Source organism: Amycolatopsis sp. NPDC051758, assembly GCF_044453095.1.
GTDB lineage: Bacteria > Actinomycetota > Actinomycetes > Mycobacteriales > Pseudonocardiaceae > Amycolatopsis.
Genome location: NZ_JBITCJ010000001.1, coordinates 1,214,397 through 1,236,448, shown reverse-complemented (window position 1 = coordinate 1,236,448; position 22,052 = coordinate 1,214,397). Strand labels below are relative to the sequence as shown.

Sequence of the window (22,052 nt, the reverse complement as noted above, 5' to 3'; positions counted from 1 at the left end):
CCATCACGAGAATGAGCGTCGATGACGGTCGTGAAACGTGAAGGAATTCAGGTGCGGGATGACCTCGGCGGACTGAAATCTGCGCTATGTCCGAATTGTGGATCCGCCGGCTACGTGCGGATCGACCCGTATTTCGAACGAGTGATCGACTCATGGTCCGAACGCGCCAAGGTCATGCGCCCCCTCCCCAGGGTTGGTGACCGCGGTTGCCCTCGAAGGGAACGCCGCAGCGTGTGACGCTAACAGTGCACGTTCGCCGTGATCAAGGGCTGTCCGGGTGATCGGCTGACCGGTCGCCGGGCGACTTCGTGAGACCTTCCCGTCACCCGGACGGCGGATTGAGCCGGTGCCGCCGAGTGCGGTTATGTTCTTTTCGGGAGAGGTCTTCCGGCGCTCATTACTTTTCGGCTCAACGCTGTCTTCGGTCGGGTATCGACGTTTTCGCCATTAGTGAATCGAGGCTGTTGATGAGAATTGTTTCCGGCAGGCTGGCGGTGCTCGCCGCCGCGGTCGCAGCGGTCGCGGCCGTGGTCGTCCCGACGGGCACGGCGTCCGCGAGCGCGGCCGACTGCGCGGGCGGAGCCAACGGATTCATCGACATTTCGGACGGGGGTGCGGCCGACTACCGCCCGGTCGGACCCGAGCTCCTGTGGTCCGACGGGACCCGCGTGAACCTGTTCTTCGGGACGTTCGGCGGCCGGACGCGCGGGTACGCCGAGCTGTGGAACGGCACCTGGAACGTGCCCGTGACCGGCACGGTCTGGATGGACTGGTCGCGGGACGGCGGGCGGACCTGGCTGCAGTGCGGCCCCTTCGGCAACCCCGCGAACAAGGCCAGCATCACCTCCGCCGCCCAGCTGACGAACTCGAGCACCAGCTGGGTGTTCCGGGCGGGCGGGTACCACAACGGCCAGCAGATCCTCACCGGCTGGTACTGACCAGGGAACGCAAAAGGGGTGTCCGCGAAGAGTCGCGGACACCCCTTTTGCGTGCCGGGCCGGCTAGCGGCCGCCACCGCCCATGTATTGCGGATCCGGTTGCGGCAGCTCGATTCTCGGCTGGCTCGCGTCCATGATGTTCTTCATCGCGCCGAACCACGTCCGCGCCGGCGCCTTGCCGCCGAAGATGTTCCCGCTGCCGCAGACCCGGACGTTGCCCGGTCCCGCGTCGCAGATACCACCCTGGCCCCCGCCGAACTTGAACGTCATCGCCGCGCCCGCGAGCTGCGGGGTGCCGCCGACGAACGTGGCCGAGACGTTGCCCTGCGTCGTGCCCGTCTTGCCGATGATCGGGCGGTCCCAGCCGACGCCGTTCGCCGCCGCGAAGGAGGTGCCGCCGGGCTGGTCGTCTTTGCTCATGCCGACGGCGAGGGTGTTCGCCAGGCCTTCGGGTACCGCCTGCTCACAGGGGGCTTCCTTGACCGGCACCGGGGCGCCGTTGCGGTCGGTCACACCGGCGATCGGCGTCGGCGGGCACCAGACCCCGCCGGACAGGATCGTCGCCGCGACGTTGCCGAGTTCCAGACCGCTCAGCGGGCTGAAGCCCAGGGTGAACGCGCCGTAGCCCGGGCTGTTCCCGTTGGGCCCGTAGACCTCCGCCTGGCTGAGCTTCTTGCCGGCCTCGGTGGAGTTCGGGTCGACCCGGCCGCCGCCGGTCGTGCTCGCCATCGTGTCGCGCATGCCGAGTCGCTTGGCCATGTCGATCCCCGGCCCCGTGCTGCCGAGCCGGTCTTCGAGCTCCAGGAACGTGGTGTTCGGTGAGGTCGCGAGGGCCGTCTGGAGCGTCGCGTTCGCGCCGGCCTTGCTGTAGTCGCCCGCGTTCCCGACGCAGTACCAGTAGGTCGCGGGCTTCCCGGTCGGGGTGGTGCTGCACCCGCCCTTGCTGGTCGAGAACACGTGCGAGGTGTAGCTGTCCGGCATGGTGACCGGGGAATAGATGCCCGCCAAGCCCTTGTCGAGCACCGCGGCCGAGGTGAAGATCTTGTACGTCGACCCGGCGCCGCCGGTGTTGTAGACACCCGCGGGCAGCGTGTACGTCGTCTGGCCGGCGTCCTGGTCCCCGCCGTAGTCGCGGTTCGCCGCCAGCGCGACCACCTCGTGGCGGTTCTTGCCCGGCTTGATCAGCGACAACGTGTTCGCCACGTACGGCTGGGTCTTCTTCACCTGCGCCTCGGCCGAGACCTTGGCCTCGTGGTTGGCGCGCTCGTCCAGCGTGCTCTTGATCGTGTAGCCACCGGTGTAGAGCTGGTCCTTGCTCATCCCCGACTTGAGCAGGTAGTCCTCGACGTACTGGCAGAAGAACCCGGACTCCGGGCCGGCGCCGATGCAGTTGGCCGGCGGCTTCGCCGGGAAGTCCGGCACGACGCCCAGCGGCTCGCCCTTGAAGCGCTCCGCGTCGGCCTTCGCCAGCTTCTTGTTCTCCACCATCCGGTCGAGGACGAGGTTGCGGCGCGCGGTGGCCTTGTCCGCGTGCTTCCACGGGTCGTTGTTGATCGGGTTGTTCACCAGCCCGGCCAGCAGCGCGGCCTGCGGCACGGTCAGCTTCTCCGGGGTGGTGTTGAAGTAGGCGTGCGCGGCGGCGCCGACACCGTAGATCTGCCGGGAGAACTCGACGATGTTCAGGTAGCCGGCCAAGATCTGCTGCTTGGTCTGCTTCGTCTCGAGCTGGATCGCGATCCGCGCTTCCTTCAGCTTGCGGGCGATCGACTGCTCCTGGGCCTTCTTCTGGCCGACCTGGTCACCCCGGTAGACGACGTTGATCAGGTAGTTCTTGACGTACTGCTGCGTGAGCGTGGAGGCGCCCTGGGTGTCGGCGCCGGTGCTGTTGCTGACCGCCGCGCGCAGCGTGCCCTGCCAGTCGACGCCGTGGTGGTCGTAGAACCGCTTGTCCTCGACCGAGACCAGGGCCCACTTCATGGCCTCGTTGATCTGGGTCTCGTTGATCGGCAGCCGGTACTGGTCGTACAGCGTCGCGATGGGCTTGCCGGTGCTGTCGGTGACCGTCGTGACCAGCGGCGGCGGGATGTCCGCGAGATCGGACGACGTCTTCTCCACGGTCTCGCTGGCCTGGTTGGACATGACACCGGCCGCCCCCACGACCGGGAAGAGCATGCCGGCGACGAGCACCCCCGCGAGCAGGCAGAGGCCGATGAGCTTGAACAAACCATCCGCTTTTCGCACGAGGGCCAGGCTACCCGGACCGGGTCAGGCCCCGGTGACGCCGTGTCTCCAGAGGTGTGAATTCAGTGACAAAACCGACCCCGTTTGGTGACATCTGGTAACGGAAGGCATCCTAGGTCTTGGCGGGGGGAACCGAGGGCCCCTACAGTCCGTCAACGTCTCACGAAGAAAAGCCGTCGGACGGGTTAGCGCGAGTGGGAGCTCGCTTAGCCCGAACGGCGGCACCGGCACCGGGGAGGTGCCCGGGTAACCGACGTGAGCTGAGGGAGACACGCTCGCGGGGGCAAAGAGCGCAGTGCCTTTCCCCCGCTGGTGCGTCGATCACCAGGGTAGGGAGCTGGGGGTATGGAAACCAACCAGTCGAGCTGGCGAATCAACGCGTCCTGCCGGGACGCCGATCCGGACGGCCTGTTCGTCCGGGGTGCGGAGCAGAACCGGGCGAAAGCCGTCTGCATGGGCTGCCCGGTCCGCACGGAATGCCTCGCCGAAGCACTCGACGGCCGGATCAACTTCGGCGTATGGGGTGGGATGACCGAACGGGAACGGCGGGCCTTGCTGCGCCGCCGTCCCGACGTGGTGAGCTGGGCGGACCTGCTCGAGGCAGCCAAGCGGGACGCCGTGGAGCGGGTCGAAGTCGGCTGAGCGGCCGCGGGCGGTGCGGTCCTGCTGCCGCGCCGCCCGTGCCGCTCAGTTCACCGAGCCGGCGTCGTGAACGAAAGAACGCCTCAGCCGGCGAGCTTCACGCCGATGTCGCGCAGGCCGTCGAGGTCGTGCACGTCACCGGCCAGCGCGGGCACCCGGGCCAGCGCCACCTCGGGGTGGGCCCGGGTGAACCGCGCGAGCAGCCGTTCCTCGCGCGCCGCGAGGTCGACGCGGTCGGCGTGCAGCCGCAGCACGGCCTCGGCCAGGGGTGCGCCCTGCAGGGAGTCGGCCGCCGCGCGCGCGTCGGAGCCGGACAGCGAAGCGAGCACCGGGTGCGTCCGGTTCGCGATCAGCCCGGCCAGCGGCATCGACTCCGAAGACAGCCGCTCGACGAAGTAGGACGCCTCGCGCAGCGCGTCCGGCTCCGGCGCGGCCACGACCAGGAACGACGTCCCGGACGAGCGCAGCAGCTCCGCGGTCTTGCGCGCGCGCTCGCGGAAGCCGCCGAACATGCTGTCGAAGGCCTGCATGAACGCGGACGCGTCGGTCAGCAGCTGGCCGCCGATGATCGTCGACACGGCCTTCGCGAACATCGAGAAGCCGGCGTTGACCACCTTGCGCAGGCCCCAGCCGCCGGCCTTCGCCGGGCCGGTGAGCAGCCGGATCATCCGTCCGTCCAAAGCGGACGACAGCCGCGTCGGCGCGTCGAGGAAGTCCAGCGCGGAGCGGCTCGGCGGGGTGTCGACGATGATCAGGTCCCAGTCGCCGGTGGCCGCGAGCTGGCCCAGCTTCTCCATCGCCATGTACTCCTGCGTGCCGGAGAACGACGTGGAAATGGTCTGGTAGAAGGGGTTCTGCAGCAGCTGCTCGGCGCGTTCCGGGCCGGCGTGCACGCGCACCATGTCGTCGAAGGTGCGGCGCATGTCGAGCATCATCGCCCACAGCTCGCCCTTCGGCTCGAACCCTTCGACCTGTACCTGCTTCGGGTGGTTGCCGAGTTCGCGCAGCCCGAGCGCCTGCGCCAGCCGCCGCGCGGGGTCGATGGTGAGGACGACGGTCTGGCGGCCGCGCTCGGCCGCGCGCAACGCCAGCGCCGCCGCCGTGGTCGTCTTGCCGACACCGCCGGAGCCGCAGCAGACGATCACGCGGCTCTCCGGGTCGTCGAGCATCGCGTCGATGTTGATGGTGGTCACAACCGCACCCCCTGGTCGGTCAAGGCCTCGGCCAGGTCGTAGAGGGCCGCGACGTCGACGCCGTCGGTCAGGTCCGGCAGCTCGAGGGTCGGCAGGTCGGCTTCGGCGAGCTGCTCGCGCGCCCGCTGCTCGGCGGCCACCCGGACGGCGTGCTCGACGGTCTCCTCGACCAGCGCGTCCAGGGTGGTGTCCGGCAGCTTCAGCCCGGCCGCCGCGAGGCCGGAGCGGACGCGGGAGGCGTCGACGCGCCCGTCCGCGGCGGCGGTCACCGAGCGGGCGGGCAGCCGCGGCGGCCGGACCCGGTTGACCAGCACCGCGCCGGGGCGCAGGTCGGCGCCGTCCAGCTCGGCCACGGCCTCGACGGTCTCGCGGACCGGCATCTCCTCCAGCAGCGTGGCGATGTGGATGGCGGTCTCGCCGGAGTGCAGCAGCCGGACGACACCGTCGGCCTGGCCGCGGATCGGGCCGGTCTTCGCGAGGTCGGTCAGGGCCTTGGTGACGTCGAGGAACTTGACGACCCGGCCGGTCGGCGGCGAGTCGACGACCACGGCGTCGTAGGTGTGCCGCCCGTCGGACTCGGTGCGCCCGACGCACTCCTTGATCTTCCCGGTGAGCAGGACGTCCCGCAGGCCCGGCGCGAGCGTGGTCGCGAACTCGATCGCGCCCATCCGCCGCAGCGTCCGGCCGGCAAAACCGAGGTTGTAGAACATCTCGAAGTACTCGAGCAGCGCGGCTTCGACGTCGATGTGCAGCGCGCGCAGCTCCCCACCGCCCGGGACGGACGCGATGCGCTGCTCGGCGTAGGGCAGCGGCTCGGTGTCGAAGAGCTGCGCGATGCCCTGCCGGCCCTCGACCTCGATCAGCAGCACCCGCCGGCCTTCGCGGGCGAGCGCGAGCCCGAGCGCGGCCGCCAGCGTCGTCTTGCCGGTCCCGCCCTTGCCGGTGACGAAGTGCAGCCGGGCGCGGGCAAGCTCGTCGGTCCAGCCGGCATGGGAAGTGGTCACGTCTTCACCCTAAATCAGTGCTCAGCTGGCCAGCAGCATGACGCTGACCGCAGCGCCGACACCCGCGACGAGCACCCAGCTCGCGAGCCCGGGCAGCACCGTGAGGATGAGCACACCGAGCACGACCAGCAGGGTGAAGGTGACCACCCCGCCGAGCGCGACCTGGCCGGAGCTCTGCGTCCGGTCGCGCACCTTGGCCATCACGACGAGCGTCAGGGGCAACCCGGCCGCCGCGAGCAGGGCGGTCGCGATCACGCGCCACGTTTCCACCCCGCCACGCTAGCGGCGTGAGATGAACCACACCGCGGCGCGTCGCGCGCGGATTTCCGGCGGTGGCCCCCGGCGCTCTTGCCCGCTTGGCTACGCTCCCGGTTCATGAGCGCCACCAAGTGGGAGTACTCGACGGTCCCTCTGCTGATCCACGCGACCAAGCAGATCCTCGACCAGTGGGGCGAGGACGGCTGGGAGCTGGTCACCGTCCTGCCGAACCCGACGGGCGAGCAGCACGTCGCGTACCTCAAGCGTCCGAAGGGCTGATCCGCGTGAGCTGGAGCGAACGGCTGAAGGAGCTCGGCATCGAGCTGCCCGGCGTGGCCGCCCCGCTGGCCGCCTACGTGCCCGCCGTGCGGAGCGGCTCGCACGTCTACACCTCCGGCCAGCTGCCCTTCGTCGACGGCGTGCTCGCCGCGACCGGCAAGGTCGGCGCGGAGATCAGCCCCGAAGAGGCGAAGGGCCACGCCCGCACGTCGGCGCTCAACGCGCTCGCGGCGGTGCACGCCTTGGTGGGCATTGACAACGTCACGCGGATCGTCAAGGTTGTCGGCTTCGTGGCTTCCGCGGAGGGCTTCACCGGCCAGCCCGCGGTGGTCAACGGCGCGTCCGAGCTGCTCGGTGAAGTCTTCGGTGACGCGGGTGTCCACGCCCGCTCGGCCGTCGGCGTCGCGGAGCTGCCGATCGGCTCGCCGGTCGAGGTCGAACTGATCGTGGAGGTGCAGTGATGGACCCGGACATCGAGCAGTCCACCCACGAGCTGCTGCTCCGGCTGGCCGGGCGGCTGCCCGACCAGCTGCTGTGGCGCTTCCGGGACTGGCTCGGCGAAGGTGCGATGGGCACCCTCGCCCGGACCCTGCCGAGGTCTTTGCTTAAGCACAGGATTGACCTCGACCAAACGGAGTACCGCCTGCTCGTGGCGGGCCTGATCCCGCACGGCGCCGACTGGCACCAGGTGAGTTCGACCCTGGGGGTAGACGACGTCACCGAGAACAGGTACACATTCACGTCGAGTGCGCCCGAATGGGTTAACTCGGTCGACTCCGTGTCCGTGCTGATCCACGCAACGTTGCGGGGACGCCCGGACGTGGGGGAAGTGCGGCAGAGCTGGCGACACGTCGGTGTTGTCGGTCAAGGGACGGCCAAGCGTGTCCTGCTGATCACCGCGCTGTCGGGGCTGCCGAGGTTGACCGGCGAACTGCAGCGGGTGCTGCGGGTCCTGGGTGACGAAGAGCCCAGCGTCGAGGTCATCCCGCCGCGATTCGACCTGCCGGGCTACCACCGGGCCGCGCTGGCTGATTCGGAGCTGGTCTGCGTGGGCGCGGTGGCGGGCAACCGGCTCGTAGCCGCTTAACGCTCGCTCCGCCAGCGAGCCGGGAGGGAGCAAGGCAATGGTGGAGGTCCACGACGGCCCGCCCATGGACGGGTTCTCGGTGCCCCTGCGCCTGCACAACCTGTTGCTGGCCTTGGCGGGCCGGATCGACGACAGCGCGCTCACCGAGGCGCGTGAGCTGATCGCCCGCGCGCACATCGACGAGGCCGTCGAGCTGACCACCGGCACGCTCATCGCGGGCCGGATCCCGGTCAGCTCCGCCGAACAGCGCGAACTGGCGCTGGTGCTCGAGATGAGCCGGTCGGACGCGACGCTGGCGAACGACCTGCTGGTCGACGAGGCCGAGCCGGTCAACACGCACCGCTTCAGCGGCGAGAACTCCCCGGAGTTCGGCATCGCCGAGGCGCTCGACCGCACCCTGCAGGTGCTGCCGGACGTCCGCTCGGTGCACGCGGTGTGGCGCAACACGCCCGCCGGGAGCGTGCCGGGCGCGCTGCCGCAGCGTGTTGTGCTGGTCGAGCTGGGCCCGGAGGGCAACCCGCCCGCCGTCGCCTTCCGCGTCGACACGGCACTGCGCCGGGCCGGGATCCACTCGGTCGTCGAGGTCAGCGGCCCCGGCGTGGCGCACTCCGAGTACCACCAGGCCGCTTCGGCAGCTTCGTCGCCGGCCTGGGTGACCGGGGGCACGACGCAGGCTTCGTCGCCGTACCGGCCGGAGCCGGTCAAGGCGCCGGCCCCGGTGACGCCGGAACCGGTCGCGGAGTCGGGCAGCCGGCATAGCATGCGCTCCAGCGCCACCACGACGGCGCCGGCCGAGCCGGTCGCCCCGGTGGTGCCGATCGTTTCGCCGCCGCCGCCCGCCCCGGAGCCGCCCCGCCAGTCGCGGTCGGAGCGGTCGTCCGAGCGGTCGGAGACGCGGGCGGAGCGCACCGCCGACCTGACCCCGGCCGAGGTCGCGCAGCTGCGGCAGGCGCTGGCCGAGGACCCGGAGAAGGGCCGCGAGATCGCCGCGGGCAAGCCGTCGATGCACGAGGTCGTCGAGCTGCCCGCGCTGGACCTGGACGACCCGAGCCTGAGCGAGCGCGACCGGGCGCTGCTGCGTGAGCTGCACGCGGAGCTGGCCGAGCGCGAGCGGGCCGAAGCGGCGAAGATGCGGCTCAACGGCGCTTCCCGCTCCGGCGGTGACCAGCGCGGCTGGACCGCTCCTTAGTCCTCTTTCGAGAGAAGGCGGTGCTTCCTCCGGGAAGCACCGCCTTTTCACTGTCTGAGACGCCACAACTGCGCGACGGAACGTCGGGGTCCGGAGGTATGTTTCCCGGGTGGAGCAGCCAACGGAGTTCGTCTTCGACATCCCGGTAGGAGCCGGCGTCGCGACGCGGGCCAACGCCGACGGCCCGCCGGCGACGCCGAAGGACGCGGCGACCGTGATCCTGGTCCGGGACGGCGCCGACGGCGTCGAGATCTTCCTGCAGCACCGGGTCAAGGGCATGCCGTTCGCGGGCGGGATGACCGTCTTCCCGGGCGGCGGGGTCGACAAGCGCGACGCCGACGCGTCGGTCGCGTGGGCCGGCCCGGAGGCGTCCTGGTGGGCTTCGCGCTTCGCCTGTGACGATGCCCTCGCCCGCGCGCTGACCTGTGCGGCCGTGCGCGAGACGTTCGAGGAGTCCGGCGTGCTGCTCGCGGGCAGTGCGGACGCGGTCCTCACCGACGTCACGCCGTACGCGGCCGCCCGCAAAGCCCTGGAGACGCGCGAGGTGTCGCTCGCCGGCTTCCTCGCCGACGCGGGGCTGACGCTGCGGGCCGACCTGCTGCGCCCGTGGGCGCACTGGATCACGCCCGAGGCGGAGCCGCGCCGGTACGACACCCGGTTCTACGTCGCGAAGCTGCCGGAAGGCCAGGAGGCCGACGGCGCGACGTCGGAGGCGTCGAGCTCCGGCTGGCAGCGTCCGGAGGACGCGATCGCGGACGCGCGCGAAGGCCGCCGGATGCTCATGCCACCGACCTGGCTGACCTTGAGCGAGCTGGCCGAGTTCGCCACGGCCGACGACGTCCTGAGCGCGCCGCGCGAGATCGTCCGGATTGCGCCGACGCTCATCCGCGAGGGCGACCACGTCCGCGTAGTGCTGGAGGAGCGATGACCGCCCCCGCTTACGGCGTGCTGCGCCAGGTGTCCGAGACCGCTTCGGTGCTGCTGGAGAACAACCCGTCGTCGATGACGCTCGAAGGCACCAACAGCTGGGTGCTGCGGGCGACGCCGGACACCCCGGCCGTCGTGGTCGACCCGGGGTACCGCGACCTCGAGCACCTGGAGCTGCTGGCCGCGGTCGGCGAGGTCGAACTCGTGCTGTTGACGCACTTCCACCCCGACCACGCCGAGGGTGCGCCGTGGTTCGCCGAGCGCGTCGGCGCGCCGGTGCGGGCCTTCGATCCCGCGCTGTGCCTCGACGCGTCGTCCTTTGTGGACGGCGAAGTGATTTCGGCCGGTGGCCTGGCGATCCGGGTGCTGCACACACCCGGGCACACCGGCGACTCCGTGTCGCTGGTGCTCGACGGCCAGGTGCTGACCGGCGACACCGTGCTCGGCCGCGGCACCACGGTGCTGCACGACCTCGGCGACTACCTGCGCTCGCTGCGGAAGCTGATCGAGCTGCCGGCGGGCACGCTCGGGCTGCCCGGCCACGGGCCGGAGCTGCCCGATCCGCCCGCCACCGCCCGTGACTACCTCGCGCACCGGGAACAGCGGCTGGACCAGGTGCGTTCGGCACTGAAGGAGCTCGGTGCGGACGCCACCCCGCGCCAGGTCGTCGAGGTGGTGTACGCCGACGTCGACCGGGCGCTGTGGGCGCCCGCCGAACTGAGCGTGCAGGCGCAGCTGGACTACTTGCGGTCGGAGGACCAGGGATGAGCAACGTCGAGGTCGAGTTCTACTGGCGGCCGGGGTGCGGGTTCTGCGCCGCGCTGGACCGGCCGATGTCGAAGAGCGGCTTCAAGATCCGGAAGATCAACATCTGGGAGGACCCGGACGGCGCCGCGCGGGTGCGTGAGGTCGCGAACGGGAACGAGACCGTGCCCACCGTGATCGTCGGGTCGACCGCCATGGTCAACCCCTCCTTCGCCGAGGTCGAGGCGGCGGTCAAGGCCGCATCGGCCTGATCCCGTCCCACGCCGGGCTGGGCCGCTTTCCGTGCAGGAAGGCGGCCCAGACTTCGCGCAGGCCGGTTTCCGCTTCGAGGCCCTTCGGGGCGCCTTCGAGCATCGGCGCGGCCCAGACGTCGTGGGTGCCGAAGAGGAACGGCAGATCGACGCAGTGGCAGGCTTTGAAGGTGTTGCCCGGCGCCTGCCAGTCGAAGCGGTAGACGAAAGCGTCGAGTCTCTCGGCGAGCCGTGGGATGTCAGCGGCGAAGAAGGTTTCGTTCGCGGCGTCGACCGTCTCTTGTGGAGCGTCGGGCACAAACGCGCGCAGCTCGTCGCGCGTCCAGCTGATGAGCGCCGGGCCTTTTGGTGCCGCTTCGATGAGGTCCTTCGCGACCAGGTTGTTGTCGGCGACCAGCTGGAAGGGCGGTTCGAGGGAGCCCGGCTTCGCGGTCTTGGCCGCGACCGCCAGCTGGGCTTTCAGGAGCCGTTCCGTGGTGGCCGTGCGGATGTCCTCACCGAGTTCTTGCTGCAGCAGCAAGGCGTTCCGGTTCGCGTCGTCCCAGGTGGACGGCCGCATGCCCAGGGGTGCGCTCTGCAGGGCGATCCGCTTGACGAGATTCTCGGTTCGCGGCGACGACCACAGAGTGAGCGTCGACTGTGCGCCGGCCGACTGGCCGCCGAGCGTGACCTCGGCCGGGTTCCCGCCGAACGCGGCGATGTTGTCGCGGACCCACTCCAGCGCGGCGAGCTGGTCGGCGATCCCGAGATTGGGCGGCACGCCGTCCAAGGCGAGGAAACCGAGGGCGCCGAGCCGGTAGTTGAGCGTCACGACGACGGCGTCCGCGTCACGGGCCAGGCGGGTGCCGGTGTACCAGATCTGTCCGCCCGAACCGCTGGAGAACCCGCCGCCGTGGATCCACACCAGCACCGGGCGGCTCCCGGCGGTCGACGGCGTGAAGACGTTGAGCGACAGGCAGTCCTCACTCTGCGGCAGCGGAATCGGCCCCAGGGCGTGCTCGAGCCGCGACGGCGGCTGCGGTGCGGCCGGCCCGGCTTCCATCGCGTCGCGCACGCCGGTCCACGGCTTCGGCTGGTGGGGTGCTTCGAAGCGTTTTGCTTCTGCGTAAGGGATTCCCCAGAAGGCGCCTGCCGCACCACGGACGCGCCCGGCGGTGGTTTCGACGATCATCATGCCTCCTCGAAGTACACGGCGGCGCCTTCGGCGTCCTCGGCGCGGACGAAGAACCCGTTCCCGCGGGTGGTGGCCGGGACGTGCTCCTCGATCAGCTTCCGCGCTTTGGCCAGATCCGCAACCACCACGCCGTGGGCGGCGAAGTAGGGCAGCTTGCGCGGGGTTTCGCCGGGCAGGACGGTGTTGAGGTCGCTCACGCCGACGATGTCGACAAGTCGCCGGCCCTGGGTGATCACGTCGTAGCGCTGCTGGTACTCGCCGACCTCGTTGTCGGGCACGACGAGGACGATCCCGGCCACACCGCGGGCGCCATTCGGGTGGTCGAGGTAACGCGGCTGGTGGACGTACTCGGGGGTGCGGTGCTCGGCGGTGTGCAGGATGCCCTCGGGCGTGCGGTCCCGTCTGATGTGGACACTGCGGAAGCGTGCGGTGCGCGTGCCTTCGGGGAGTTCGACGTCGCGCTGCAGCTTCAGCACACCCGACGTCGAGAGCCCGGCCTCGCGCAGCCTGCGTTCGGCCTCTTCGGAGTTGTCGACGCCGAAGGAGCAGCCGTGGAGGCCGTCACCGCGGTCGTCCAGGATCGGCAGCACCCGCCAGGGGTCGCCGGCGGCCTCGTCGACGATGCCGATGAACTCGAGGAACGAGTCGCCGAAGTAGGCGCAGCGGTTCGCCGTGCAGCTCGGGACCGGTTCGGTTTTGTCGGTGGAGGCCGCGAAGTGCCGTGACGGCGGGCTGAGCGTGAAGCCGAGTTCTTCGTAGCGGCGCCAGGCCTGGTCGTAGTTCCGGGTCAGGAAGACCGTGTGATCGATGTTCATGCTCTTCAGCGTGGGTATCGTGGCGCCGTAGTTCCATTCACGGCGGTCCGGTGCACAAATCCGACACGGTGGAGGGTGATCTGGTGGAATCCGGCTTGCTCGACCACCTGGACCGCCGTCTTGCGCACGCGCTGCAGCTGGACGGCCGGGCGTCGTTCAGCACGATCGCGTCGGTGCTGGGCGTCTCGGACCAGACGGTGGCGCGGCGCTACCGGAAGCTGCGGTCGTCCGGAGTGCTGCGGGTGGTCGGCGTCCCCGAGGCGGCGCCGCTCGGACAGGTGCACTGGCTGGTCCGCCTCCGGTGCGTCCCGGACGCGGCGGCCACGATCGCGGCGGCGCTCGCCCGGCGCGACGACACCCAGTGGGTGAGCCTGATGTCCGGCGGCACGGAGATCGTGTGTTTCATCAGGGCGCCGCTGCGCGAGCAGGCGGACGGACTGCTCCTCGGCCAGCTGCCCCGCACCCCGCGGGTGGTGTCGATGACGGCGTACCGCCTGCTTCGGCGCTTCGCGGGCGGGCCGGCGGGGTGGTCGGGCCGGTCGAACGCGCTGTCTGCCGCGGAGGTGGCTCTCCTTCGTCGCCCTCCTGCGGGTGATCCGTACCGTCCCGAGCCGGGCGACTCGGAGCTACTGGCCGCCTTGGCCCACGACGGCCGTGCCGACATGTCGACACTGGCAGCGGCCTCGGGCCGTTCGGAGTCGACGGTCCGCCGTCGCCTGGAGGTGCTGCGGTCATCGGGAGCGCTGTACTTCGACGTCGAGGTGGACGCGGCCCTGCTGGGCTACCCGCTGACGGCGACCCTGTGGCTGACGGTGGCGCCATCGGCGTTGGAGTCGGCTGGTCAGGCGTTGGCTTCGCACCCGCAGGTCGCCTTCGCCGCGGCTACGACGGGCCCGGCGAACCTGGTGGCGAACGTCGGCTGCCGCGACGATGCCGCGCTGTACGCGTATCTGGCTGACGACCTGGGTGGGCTGCCAGGGGTGCAGCAGGTGGAGACGGCACCGATGATCCGCACGCTGAAGCGCTTCGGCACGGTGACCCCGGTGTAGCACGCGATGGACCGTGCGCGAGTGGCCGCCGACGTCGCCCTCGTTGATCTGACCCGGCTCCTGCAGGTCGGCTGAGCTACCGCGGCAGCATCGGCATCAGGTAGTACGTCAGCGCCACCTCCCCGGGCTCGGCCGCTCGCAGGATGCACGCCCGCATCCCCGGCTGGATCGACAGCACCACTTCCTCCCCGGCGAACGCCTGCAGCGCGTCGAGCAGGTACCTCGCCTGGAACGACGGTGACGTCCGGCCGCCGAGGACCGCCGCCTTCAGCGTCTCCTCCGCTTCGCCCGTGTCTTGCCGCGCGCTCGCCAGGCGGACCTGTGTGTCGCCGACTTCCAGGGTCAGCACCCGGCGGTCCTCCGCGTACACCCCGACGCGGCGGACCGCTGCCGCGAGCGCGTCCGCCGGCAGGGACACCGTCGTGTCGACCGCGCCCGAGGGGATCGAGTCCTCGGACAGGAAGCCCGCGTCGAGCACTGCCGTGCCGACCAGGCCGCCCGGCCAGCTCAAGCCGAACCGGCCCGGGCTCAGGTGCAGTCCGACCACGCCGGTGGCCTGGCGGGCGGCCTCCGTGAGCAGCGCCGCCGGGACCAGAACGTCGAGCGCACCCGGCGCGCGCAGGGGCAGCCGGGCCACCGCCATCCGGTAGCGGTCCGACGCGGTCAACGTCAGCCTGTCACCGTCCGCCTGCAGCCGGACGCCGGTGAACAGCGGGAGCGGGTCGTCCTTCGACGCCGTGCCCGCGACGATCCGCAGCGCCGAGGCGAACGCGGCTCCGTCCACTTCGGACACCAGGGGTGGCTCGGCCGGGAACGAGCCGCCCTCGGTGGCGAGGAGCGGCAGCGCGAACCGGGCGTTGTCCAGGCGCAGGGCCAGGCGGCTGCCTTCGACGACCAGGCGCACCAGGTCGGTGTCGAGCATGCGCAGCGTCTCGGCCAGCGGGGCCGAGGGGACGACCACCGAGCCGTCCGTGTGCGTGGTCGCCGGGCAGTCGAACCGGACGGCGAGATCCGGGTCGCTGCCGGCGACCGTCAGCCCGCCCGCGCCCGCCCGCAGCCGCAGCCCGGCGCGGGCGGGCAGCAGGCGCGAAGCGGCGGAGACGGCCGCCGAGAGGCGGTGGGCAGGCGCGGTGACGTCCATGCCGCCGAAGCTAGCGGGCACCACCGACAAAACCGGTTCGCACGCCGTCTGACCAGCACAAACTTACCGGCCGACACCCACGAGCGAAGGCTCCTCGACCGCCGCCGGCGACCCGGCCGGGCGTACCGTCCCGCGCAACGCCCACACCGCCACCGCCAGCAGCAATCCCGCGACACTCGCGGCCAGGAACGCCGCCCCCGGGCCCGCGTGCTCCACGACGTACCCGCTGACCGACTGACCCATGGCCAGCCCCATCGTCACCGCCGTCAGCACCCAGCCGAACGCCTCGGCCGCGGTGCCGGCCGGCGCGACCAGCTCGATCGCCGCCGAATGGGCCGTCGACTGCGGGGTGATCAACGCGCCCGCCAGCAGCATCATCAGCGCAAGACCCCACAGCGACGACGGCCACGCGAGCAGCGCCACCAGCGCGCCGAACGCGCCGAGCAGCGCCGGCAGGCGCAGGCCCAGCCGGCGCGGCCACGGCCGCAGGCTGTACGCCACGCCGAACGCCACCGAGCTCAGCGACCACGCCGAGAGCAGCAATCCACCGAACGAAGGGGAACCGGCTTCCGTCGCCGACGCCGGGACCGCGACCTCGACGAACCCGATCACGATGCCGAAACCGAGCGCGGCCAGCGCCAGCGTTCGCATGCCCGGGCTCGCCAGCGCGCCCAGCAGTGATCCCTTCGAACCCTTCGACGGACCCCACGCACGCACCGAAGGGCTCAGCGCGAACAGCATCGCGCCGGTGAACTGCAGGGCGACCCCCAGCACCAGGCCGGTGCCCGCCCACGGCGCCAGGACCAGCAGCCCGGCGACGCCGGGGCCGAGGATGAAGAAGACCTCCATGCTGATCGCTTCGTACGAGAAGGCCGCGTTGCGCGCGCCGCCCGGGGGCAGCAGGCGTGTCCACAGCGCGCGGGACGCCGATCCGACCATCGGCTCCGACAGCCCGGTGAGCGCGCCGAACGCAACCAGCACGGCGGTCGCCGCGTGCGATTCGATGGCCGTGACCAGGGCGGCCATCAACAACGCGGACAGCACGGCCGTGGTGAGCAGGGGCCGCGTCGGCCCGAACCGGTCGATCAGCCTGCCCTGGATCACCGCGCCCACCGACACCCCGACGAGTGAACCGGCCGAGACGAGCCCGGCGGCGGCGAAGGAACCGGTCTCACGCTGGACGTAGAGCAGGGCCGAAATGCCGATCATGGCGATCGGCAGCCGGGCGAGCAAGGACGCGACGGCGGGCCGCCGCGCCGCGCGGGTCGTCAGCGCGCTGCGGTAGTCGGCCAGAGACGTACGACCTTCGGAGTGGGACACGCGAGCCAGTATGCCGGAGAGTGGTACGCAAGTACCAGTTATTTGACGGTCAGGTGCGTCACCGGCAGACTGGAGGTAGGTCAGGTGAGGTCTCGATCAGGTAACACTCACGATATTCTCCGTGAACCCGTGCAACAAAACGACCGGCACGGCGTCCTTGAGAGTGAATGGCCTTGAATTCGTGGGTATGGGCCGTGATGGTTGAACAACAGCACAGAACCCAGCTCCCTCCGGCATATGGGTCGGGGCCTGATCCGGAGGGCGGGGAGCGCGGATCGTCGGGGGATGGTCCGCGCAACAACGAAGAGCCGGTGCGCCACGTCGGGGGTGGCGCCCGGCTCTTTGTTTTGTGTACTGAGAAGGCCTCCTGACCTGCAGGTCAGGAGGCCTTCTTCGGCAAGAACTCAGCGAGCGCGGCGAGCCAGGCGCTCCGGGTCCAGGATCAGCACGCTCTTGCCCTCGAGTCGCAGCCAACCGCGGTGCGCGAAGTCGGCGAGCGCCTTGTTGACGGTCTCGCGCGAGGCGCCGACGTACTGGGCGATCTCTTCCTGCGTCAGGTCGTGCGTGACCCGCAGCAGGCCTGCCTCCTGGCTGCCGAACCGCTGCGCGAGCTGCAGCAGCGCCCGCGCCACGCGGCCCGGGACGTCGGTGAAGATCAGCTCGGCGACCATGTTGTTCGTCCGGCGCAGGCGGCGCGCGACCACGCGCAGCAGCTGCTCGGCGATCTCCGGCCGGGTCGAGATCCACTGCCGCAGGGCGGGGCGGTCCATCGTGACGGCGCGGACCTCGGTGACCGTGGTCGCGCTCGACGTCCGGGGCCCGGGGTCGAAGATCGACAGCTCGCCGAACATGTCGGACGGGCCGAAGATGCCCAGCAGGTTCTCGCGGCCGTCCGGCGACTTGCGGCCGATCTTCACCTTGCCGGACTGGATGATGTACAGCTTGTCGCCGGGCTCACCCTCGTTGAAGATGACGTGGCCGCGGGGGAACTCCACGGATTCCAAGGTCTGGGCCAGCGCCTCCGCCGCTGCCGGCTCCACACCCTGGAAAATGCCCGCACGGGCCAGGGTTTCGTCCACCTCGGGTGCCTCCTCGTCGAGAAACGATCACGCTCGGCGTCGGTCGCAGAGCGTGACGCCAGTCACTTGCGCGTCAGTCTAGGGCGTACTCGGGAGATCGCCTGTCGGGCGCGCGGCGCGGCAAACGATCTCGTCCGAACGTGGAGCCTAACTCCGCACGCGACGCGCGCGTAGCCTGGCTGCCCGTCCGCCCAGCCTACGCAGCCGGAACAGCTCCAGCGCGCGGCCGATGCCGTGCCCGTAGAGCGCCCGGACCTCGTTGGGCTGAGCCTGCTCGAGGAACTCTTCGACTTCGTTCTCCTGCACCGCGACGTGCTTGAGCCTGCTTTCGACGCGCTCCATGAAGAGCGCGAAGAACATGATCACCAGGGGGACCAGGATGACGAACCAGACGGTCATGACCGGACCCCGAAACACTCGATGAAAAGCATCTACTCCAGATCCTCGCTCATGGCGGCCGTGAACTGCGCCGAGTCCGCTCTGGCGTGTCGTGACGTCCACCGGTGCACTGACCGGCTCGTCCGACGGCGCCCGTAGGCTATCGGGGTGCCACCTGCCACCACGAACGCCCCCCGTGAGGGCGCTGGTGAAAGCCGGTTAGCTCTGGTGAGACGCGCCAGGCGGATGAAGCGTTGCTTGGACGACGTGTATCCCGACGCCCACTGTGAGCTCGACTTCACCACGCCACTGGAACTGCTGGTCGCGGTCGTGCTGTCCGCGCAGACCACCGACGTCCGGGTGAACCTCGTCACGCCCGCGCTGTTCAAGCGCTACCGGACCGCCGCCGACTACGCGGGCGCCGACCGCCCCGAGCTCGAGGAGTACCTGCGTTCGACCGGCTTCTACCGGGCGAAGGCGAACTCCGTGATGGGCCTCGGCGCGGCGCTCGTCGAGCGCTTCGGCGGTGAGGTGCCCGGCAAGCTCGCCGACCTCGTCACCCTGCCCGGCGTCGGCCGCAAGACCGCCAACGTCGTGCTCGGCAACGCCTTCGACGTGCCGGGGATCACCGTCGACACCCACTTCGGCCGGCTGGTCCGGCGCTGGGGCTGGACGGCGGAGGAGGACCCGGTCAAGGTCGAGCACGCGGTCGGTGAGCTGATCCCCCGCAAGGAGTGGACGATGCTCTCGCACCGGGTGATCTTCCACGGCCGGCGCGTCTGCCACGCCAAGAAGCCCGCCTGCGGCGCCTGCCCGCTGGCCAAGGACTGCCCGTCGTACGGCACCGGCCCGACCGGGTTCGAAGAAGCCGCGAAGCTGGTCAAAGGCGTCGAAAAGGACCACATCCTGGCGCTGGCGGCGCCCCGGTGACAACCGTCACCAAATGGGCGCTGGCCGCCGCCGTGCTGGCGGTGGCGCTCATCGTCGCGCTGCTGCCCCGCGGGGGTGACGACTCCGCCGCGAAACCGGCCGGGGACCTCGCGCCCGCCCGGTCGGCGGCAGCGCTCCAGCCGTGCCCGGCACCGGGCGCGGCACAGCCGGTGAAGCAGCTCGACGGGGTCGAGGCGGACTGCCTCGGCAACGGCGCGAGCGTCGACGTCGGACGTGCGTTCGCCGGCGCTCCGGTGCTGGTCAACGTGTGGGCGTCGTGGTGCGAGCCGTGCCGGACCGAGCTGCCGGTGCTCCAGGACTACGCGAAGCAGCCCGGTGCCGTGCGCGTGGTCGGCGTCCAGGTGCAGAGCCCGGCGGAGGACGGCTTGAACCTCCTGGCGAAGCTGGGCGTGCACCTACCGTCGGTGTTCGACGGGGACGGCCCGTCCGGACCGGTCCGGACGGCGCTGAAGGTGCCGTCGTCGCTCCCGGCGTCCTACCTGGTCACCGCCGCGGGTGAGGTGCGGTTCATCGCGAATCCACGCACGTTCGGGAACACTGACCAGGTGCGCGCGGCAGTCGAGGGGGCATCGTGATCGGACCGCTGGTCGAGCCGGAGTCGGTTCCGGAGTGGCTCCGGCCGCTGGTCAAGGTGAGTGCCGAGGTCGATTCGAAGACGTTCACGCGGTTCAGCCCGCCCGAGGACGGCTACACGCGCCCGGCCGCCGTGCTCATCCTCTTCGGCGAGCGTGAGGCCGACGGCGAGCCGGACGTCCTGCTGCAGCGCCGCGCCGACACGCTGGGCTCGCACGCCGGCCAGGTCGCCTTCCCGGGCGGCGGCGCCGAGGACGGTGACGGCGGGCCGGTCGGCACCGCGCTGCGCGAGGCCGAGGAAGAGACCGGGGTCGTCCCGTCCGGCGTCCGGCCGGTCGCCGTGCTGCCGGAGCTGTTCGTCCCGGTGTCCGGGTTCGCCGTGACGCCGGTGCTGGCGCACTGGGCCGAGCCGTCACCGGTGCACGCCGTCGACCCGGGCGAGACGGCGTCCGTCGCGCGGGTCGCCATCGCCGACCTGGTCGACCCGGCGAACCGGTTCATGATCCAGAAGGCCGGCATGCCGTGGAAGGGGCCGGCCTTCGAGGTGGGCGGCCTGTTCGTCTGGGGGTTCACCGCCGGGTTGCTGTCCGTCCTGCTCGGCCTGGGAGGCTGGGAGCGCGAATGGGACCCGGACGACGTCCGGGACCTCGACGAAGCGCTGGAGGCGTTCCAGGCGCGGTTGGCGAGCGGGGAGTGAAGCGGTGAACTGGGTCGATGTGCTGGTCTTGCTGCTGGCCCTGCTGGCGGCCGTGTCCGGCGCGTTCCAGGGCGTGATCATCGCGCTGCCGTCACTGGTCGGGGTGGTGCTCGGCGCGATCGTCGGGATCAAGCTGGCGCCGGTGGTGGTCGCGTTCTTCGACGACCCGGTGTGGAAGGTCGCCTTCGCCGTCGCGACCGTGGTGTTCCTGGTCGCCTTCGGTGAGGCGATCGGCGTCTACGTGGGCCGCAAGCTGCGGCAGAAGATCAACCCGGACAAGCTCTCCGGCATCGACAAGACGCTCGGCGCGATCGTGCAGGCCGTGGTCGTGTTCGTGGTCGCGTGGCTGATCGCGACCCCGCTGACCACCGTGTCCGGCCTGCCCGGGCTGGCCAAGGCGATCAACAACTCGGTGGTGCTCGGCAAGGTCAACGACACCATGCCGGAGGCCGCGCAGGGCTTCCCGAGCCAGCTGCGCAAGCTGCTCGACGCGTCCGGCTTCCCGTCGATCATGGACCCGTTCGAGAAGGCCCCGACGGCGGACACCTCGCCGCCGGACCCGGCCCTGCAGGGCAGCGCGACCGTCCAGCAGCTGCACGGCAGCGTGGTCAAGATCCGCGGCAGCGCCAGCTCGTGCTCGCGGTCGCTGGAAGGCAGCGGGTTCGTGATCGCGCCGCAGCGGGTGATGACGAACGCGCACGTCGTGGCCGGCACCGACACCGTCGGCATCGAGACGACGCAGGGCGACTACCCGGCCAGCGTCGTCTACTTCGACCCGGAGGTCGACATCGCGGTGCTCGCCGTGCCGCGGCTGCGGGCCCCGGCGCTGCAGTTCGCGGCGGAGACGGCCCGGGCGAGCGACAGCGCGATCGTGCTCGGCTACCCGCTCGACGGCCCGTACCGGGCGACGCCCGCGCGGGTGCGCGGCCGGATCAACCTGCGCGGCCCGGACATCTACGAGGCCAACACCGTGCAGCGGGACGTCTTCACGGTCCGCGCCGAGATCCGCAGCGGTAACTCCGGCGGCCCGATGGTCACCCCGGACGGCCAGGTCATCGGCGTGGTGTTCGGCGCGGCCGTGGAAGACCCGGAGACCGGGTTCACGCTGACGGCCGAGCAGGTGCGCGGCGAAGTGGACGCGGCGCCGTCGCAGACGACGACCGTGTCCACCGGTTCCTGCGCCGCCTAACGCCCGAACCGCAGCGCGAGGCCGTCCAGCAGCGCCCGCATGCCCGACTCGAGGATGTCGTCGAGCACCAGGTCGTAGCCGGTTTCGGTGAGGTCGCCGAGCATCTTCGCGAACGTCGGGTGCCCGGCCGTCATCGCCAGCACCGCGGGGCCCTGGCGGTCCATCCAGTCTTCTTCGGACAGGCCCGAGGACGCCAGCGCGTTCTGTTCGCGCTCCAGGTGGATCGCCAGCCCTTGGACGTGGCTGAAGAACAGCACGTGCAGGTCGCAGAGGGTCGCGGCGTCGACGTCCAGCTCGGCCAGCGCGGACAGGGCCCACTCGCCGTGCGTGGCGAGGTTGGGCAGGGGCAGCGGCCGCGTGATCGGCCCGAGCTGCGCCAGCCACGGGTGGCGCCGGAAGAGCGACCACAGCGTGCGGCCGCCGAGGAGCAGCCGTTCGCGCCAGTCGCCGGCCGGGATCGCGGGGTAACCGCGCTCGCCGAACGCGGCGTCGGCCATGAGCAGCACCAGCTCGTCCTTGCCCCGCACGTACCGGTACGGCGCCATGGCCGCGATGCCGAGGCGGGCCGCGACCCCGCGCATGGACAGCGCGCCGAGGCCCTCGGTGTCGGCGATGGTGATGGCGGCCCGCACGATCCGCTCCCGCGTTACCGCCTGCCGGTCACCACGGCGTTCCCGGTCGGCGACCACCGTGCCGGACCGCGGCTCGGCGCGCACCAGCCCTTCCTGGCTCAGCAGCGTGAGCGCCTTGGCCGCGGTCGCCATCGCGACACCGTGGTCGGTCGCGAGCCGCCGGGTCGAGGGCACCCGCGCTCCCGGCGGGAGCTCACCACGGGTGATCCGGCCGCGCAGCTCCTCGGCGATGGCCACGTACTTCACCGCTGTCTCCTGACCTAGTACAGCTGACCATCTG

Annotated in this window: 25 protein-coding genes; 14 read left to right on the top strand and 11 right to left on the bottom strand. The window is 71.0% G+C overall.

Annotated elements, in window-relative coordinates:
• Positions 1 to 467 precede the first annotated feature (467 nt).
• Entirely contained in the window at positions 468 to 938 is a 471-nt protein-coding gene (locus tag ACIA5G_RS06460) for a hypothetical protein (RefSeq protein WP_395921153.1), read from the top strand.
• A 63-nt stretch (positions 939 to 1,001) separates the two neighbouring features.
• Here ACIA5G_RS06460 and ACIA5G_RS06455 read toward each other — a convergent pair whose 3' ends face one another.
• Positions 1,002 to 3,179 carry a transglycosylase domain-containing protein gene (locus ACIA5G_RS06455; protein ID WP_395921152.1) on the bottom strand — a complete coding sequence of 726 codons (2,178 nt, stop codon included), beginning with the start codon at positions 3,177 to 3,179 and terminating at the stop codon, positions 1,002 to 1,004.
• A 345-nt stretch (positions 3,180 to 3,524) separates the two neighbouring features.
• Here ACIA5G_RS06455 and ACIA5G_RS06450 point away from each other — a divergent pair, with 345 nt between their 5' ends.
• On the top strand, positions 3,525 to 3,821 hold the full coding sequence (locus tag ACIA5G_RS06450) for a WhiB family transcriptional regulator (protein ID WP_395921151.1): 297 nt from the start codon (positions 3,525 to 3,527) through the stop codon (positions 3,819 to 3,821).
• A gap of 83 nt (positions 3,822 to 3,904) precedes the next feature.
• Here ACIA5G_RS06450 and ACIA5G_RS06445 read toward each other — a convergent pair whose 3' ends face one another.
• The 3 genes from ACIA5G_RS06445 to ACIA5G_RS06435 are packed head-to-tail and all read right to left on the bottom strand — an operon-like array spanning position 3,905 to position 6,288.
• Positions 3,905 to 4,990: an ArsA family ATPase gene (locus tag ACIA5G_RS06445; RefSeq protein WP_395921918.1), complete on the bottom strand. Its 1,086-nt coding sequence runs from the start codon at positions 4,988 to 4,990 to the stop codon at positions 3,905 to 3,907.
• Between the two features lie 20 nt (positions 4,991 to 5,010).
• On the bottom strand, positions 5,011 to 6,018 hold the full coding sequence (locus ACIA5G_RS06440; protein WP_395921150.1) for an ArsA-related P-loop ATPase: 1,008 nt from the start codon (positions 6,016 to 6,018) through the stop codon (positions 5,011 to 5,013).
• Between the two features lie 21 nt (positions 6,019 to 6,039).
• On the bottom strand, positions 6,040 to 6,288 hold the full coding sequence (locus tag ACIA5G_RS06435; protein WP_395921149.1) for a hypothetical protein: 249 nt from the start codon (positions 6,286 to 6,288) through the stop codon (positions 6,040 to 6,042).
• 105 nt (positions 6,289 to 6,393) lie between these two features.
• Here ACIA5G_RS06435 and ACIA5G_RS06430 point away from each other — a divergent pair, with 105 nt between their 5' ends.
• From ACIA5G_RS06430 to ACIA5G_RS06400, 7 genes are all read left to right on the top strand, one after another.
• On the top strand, positions 6,394 to 6,555 hold the full coding sequence (locus tag ACIA5G_RS06430; RefSeq protein ID WP_020642049.1) for a DUF4177 domain-containing protein: 162 nt from the start codon (positions 6,394 to 6,396) through the stop codon (positions 6,553 to 6,555).
• A gap of 5 nt (positions 6,556 to 6,560) precedes the next feature.
• Complete coding sequence (locus ACIA5G_RS06425) at positions 6,561 to 7,016, top strand: RidA family protein (protein WP_395921148.1); 456 nt, start codon at positions 6,561 to 6,563, stop codon at positions 7,014 to 7,016.
• Entirely contained in the window at positions 7,016 to 7,642 is a 627-nt protein-coding gene (locus tag ACIA5G_RS06420) for a hypothetical protein (protein WP_247058879.1), read from the top strand. The genes ACIA5G_RS06425 and ACIA5G_RS06420 overlap by 1 nt, the downstream gene beginning before the upstream one ends.
• Before the next feature lie 37 nt (positions 7,643 to 7,679).
• A complete protein-coding gene (locus ACIA5G_RS06415; protein WP_395921147.1) occupies positions 7,680 to 8,831 on the top strand; it encodes a hypothetical protein in 1,152 nt (383 codons plus the stop codon).
• Positions 8,832 to 8,940: 109 nt separating this feature from the next.
• On the top strand, positions 8,941 to 9,759 hold the full coding sequence (locus ACIA5G_RS06410) for an NUDIX hydrolase (protein ID WP_395921146.1): 819 nt from the start codon (positions 8,941 to 8,943) through the stop codon (positions 9,757 to 9,759).
• The gene (locus ACIA5G_RS06405; RefSeq protein WP_395921145.1) at positions 9,756 to 10,526 is read left to right on the top strand and encodes an MBL fold metallo-hydrolase; all 771 of its coding nucleotides are present in this window, start codon (positions 9,756 to 9,758) and stop codon (positions 10,524 to 10,526) included. Before ACIA5G_RS06410 ends, ACIA5G_RS06405 begins: the two co-directional genes overlap by 4 nt.
• On the top strand, positions 10,523 to 10,774 hold the full coding sequence (locus tag ACIA5G_RS06400; protein WP_395921144.1) for a glutaredoxin family protein: 252 nt from the start codon (positions 10,523 to 10,525) through the stop codon (positions 10,772 to 10,774). Before ACIA5G_RS06405 ends, ACIA5G_RS06400 begins: the two co-directional genes overlap by 4 nt.
• Here the strand turns inward: ACIA5G_RS06400 and ACIA5G_RS06395 are convergent.
• Together ACIA5G_RS06395 and ACIA5G_RS06390 are read right to left on the bottom strand one after the other, a co-directional pair.
• On the bottom strand, positions 10,755 to 11,945 hold the full coding sequence (locus tag ACIA5G_RS06395) for a carboxylesterase family protein (protein WP_395921143.1): 1,191 nt from the start codon (positions 11,943 to 11,945) through the stop codon (positions 10,755 to 10,757). The genes ACIA5G_RS06400 and ACIA5G_RS06395 overlap by 20 nt on opposite strands.
• Entirely contained in the window at positions 11,945 to 12,763 is an 819-nt protein-coding gene (locus ACIA5G_RS06390; protein ID WP_395921142.1) for a VOC family protein, read from the bottom strand. The genes ACIA5G_RS06395 and ACIA5G_RS06390 overlap by 1 nt, the downstream gene beginning before the upstream one ends.
• 83 nt (positions 12,764 to 12,846) lie before the next feature.
• On the opposite strand from ACIA5G_RS06390, the gene ACIA5G_RS06385 reads away from it, so the two are divergent.
• Positions 12,847 to 13,812 carry an Lrp/AsnC family transcriptional regulator gene (locus ACIA5G_RS06385; protein WP_395921141.1) on the top strand — a complete coding sequence of 322 codons (966 nt, stop codon included), beginning with the start codon at positions 12,847 to 12,849 and terminating at the stop codon, positions 13,810 to 13,812.
• A 76-nt stretch (positions 13,813 to 13,888) separates the two neighbouring features.
• Here the strand turns inward: ACIA5G_RS06385 and ACIA5G_RS06380 are convergent, their stop codons facing one another.
• The 4 genes from ACIA5G_RS06380 to ACIA5G_RS06365 form a co-directional block, all read right to left on the bottom strand.
• Positions 13,889 to 14,953: a DNA polymerase III subunit beta gene (locus tag ACIA5G_RS06380; RefSeq protein WP_395921140.1), complete on the bottom strand. Its 1,065-nt coding sequence runs from the start codon at positions 14,951 to 14,953 to the stop codon at positions 13,889 to 13,891.
• 63 nt (positions 14,954 to 15,016) lie between these two features.
• On the bottom strand, positions 15,017 to 16,273 hold the full coding sequence (locus tag ACIA5G_RS06375) for an MFS transporter (RefSeq protein ID WP_395921139.1): 1,257 nt from the start codon (positions 16,271 to 16,273) through the stop codon (positions 15,017 to 15,019).
• 404 nt (positions 16,274 to 16,677) lie between these two features.
• Positions 16,678 to 17,352 (bottom strand): Crp/Fnr family transcriptional regulator, encoded by a 675-nt coding sequence (locus ACIA5G_RS06370; protein ID WP_003081747.1) that lies wholly within the window; start codon positions 17,350 to 17,352, stop codon positions 16,678 to 16,680.
• A 147-nt stretch (positions 17,353 to 17,499) separates the two neighbouring features.
• On the bottom strand, positions 17,500 to 17,751 hold the full coding sequence (locus ACIA5G_RS06365; protein WP_013230551.1) for a hypothetical protein: 252 nt from the start codon (positions 17,749 to 17,751) through the stop codon (positions 17,500 to 17,502).
• Positions 17,752 to 17,976: 225 nt separating this feature from the next.
• Between ACIA5G_RS06365 and nth the strand changes: the two genes are divergently transcribed.
• The 4 genes from nth to ACIA5G_RS06345 are packed head-to-tail and all read left to right on the top strand — an operon-like array spanning position 17,977 to position 21,140.
• Positions 17,977 to 18,660 (top strand): endonuclease III, encoded by a 684-nt coding sequence (gene nth / locus ACIA5G_RS06360; RefSeq protein WP_395921138.1) that lies wholly within the window; start codon positions 17,977 to 17,979, stop codon positions 18,658 to 18,660.
• Positions 18,657 to 19,256, top strand: a complete 600-nt coding sequence (locus ACIA5G_RS06355) for a TlpA family protein disulfide reductase (protein WP_395921137.1) — start codon at positions 18,657 to 18,659, stop codon at positions 19,254 to 19,256. Before nth ends, ACIA5G_RS06355 begins: the two co-directional genes overlap by 4 nt.
• On the top strand, positions 19,253 to 19,951 hold the full coding sequence (locus tag ACIA5G_RS06350; protein ID WP_395921136.1) for an NUDIX hydrolase: 699 nt from the start codon (positions 19,253 to 19,255) through the stop codon (positions 19,949 to 19,951). The genes ACIA5G_RS06355 and ACIA5G_RS06350 overlap by 4 nt, the downstream gene beginning before the upstream one ends.
• 4 nt (positions 19,952 to 19,955) lie before the next feature.
• Entirely contained in the window at positions 19,956 to 21,140 is a 1,185-nt protein-coding gene (locus ACIA5G_RS06345; RefSeq protein ID WP_395921135.1) for a MarP family serine protease, read from the top strand.
• Here the strand turns inward: ACIA5G_RS06345 and ACIA5G_RS06340 are convergent.
• Complete coding sequence (locus tag ACIA5G_RS06340) at positions 21,137 to 22,018, bottom strand: GntR family transcriptional regulator (RefSeq protein ID WP_395921134.1); 882 nt, start codon at positions 22,016 to 22,018, stop codon at positions 21,137 to 21,139. The two genes, ACIA5G_RS06345 and ACIA5G_RS06340, sit on opposite strands and share 4 nt — an antisense overlap.
• Between the last annotated feature and the right edge of the window lie 34 nt (positions 22,019 to 22,052).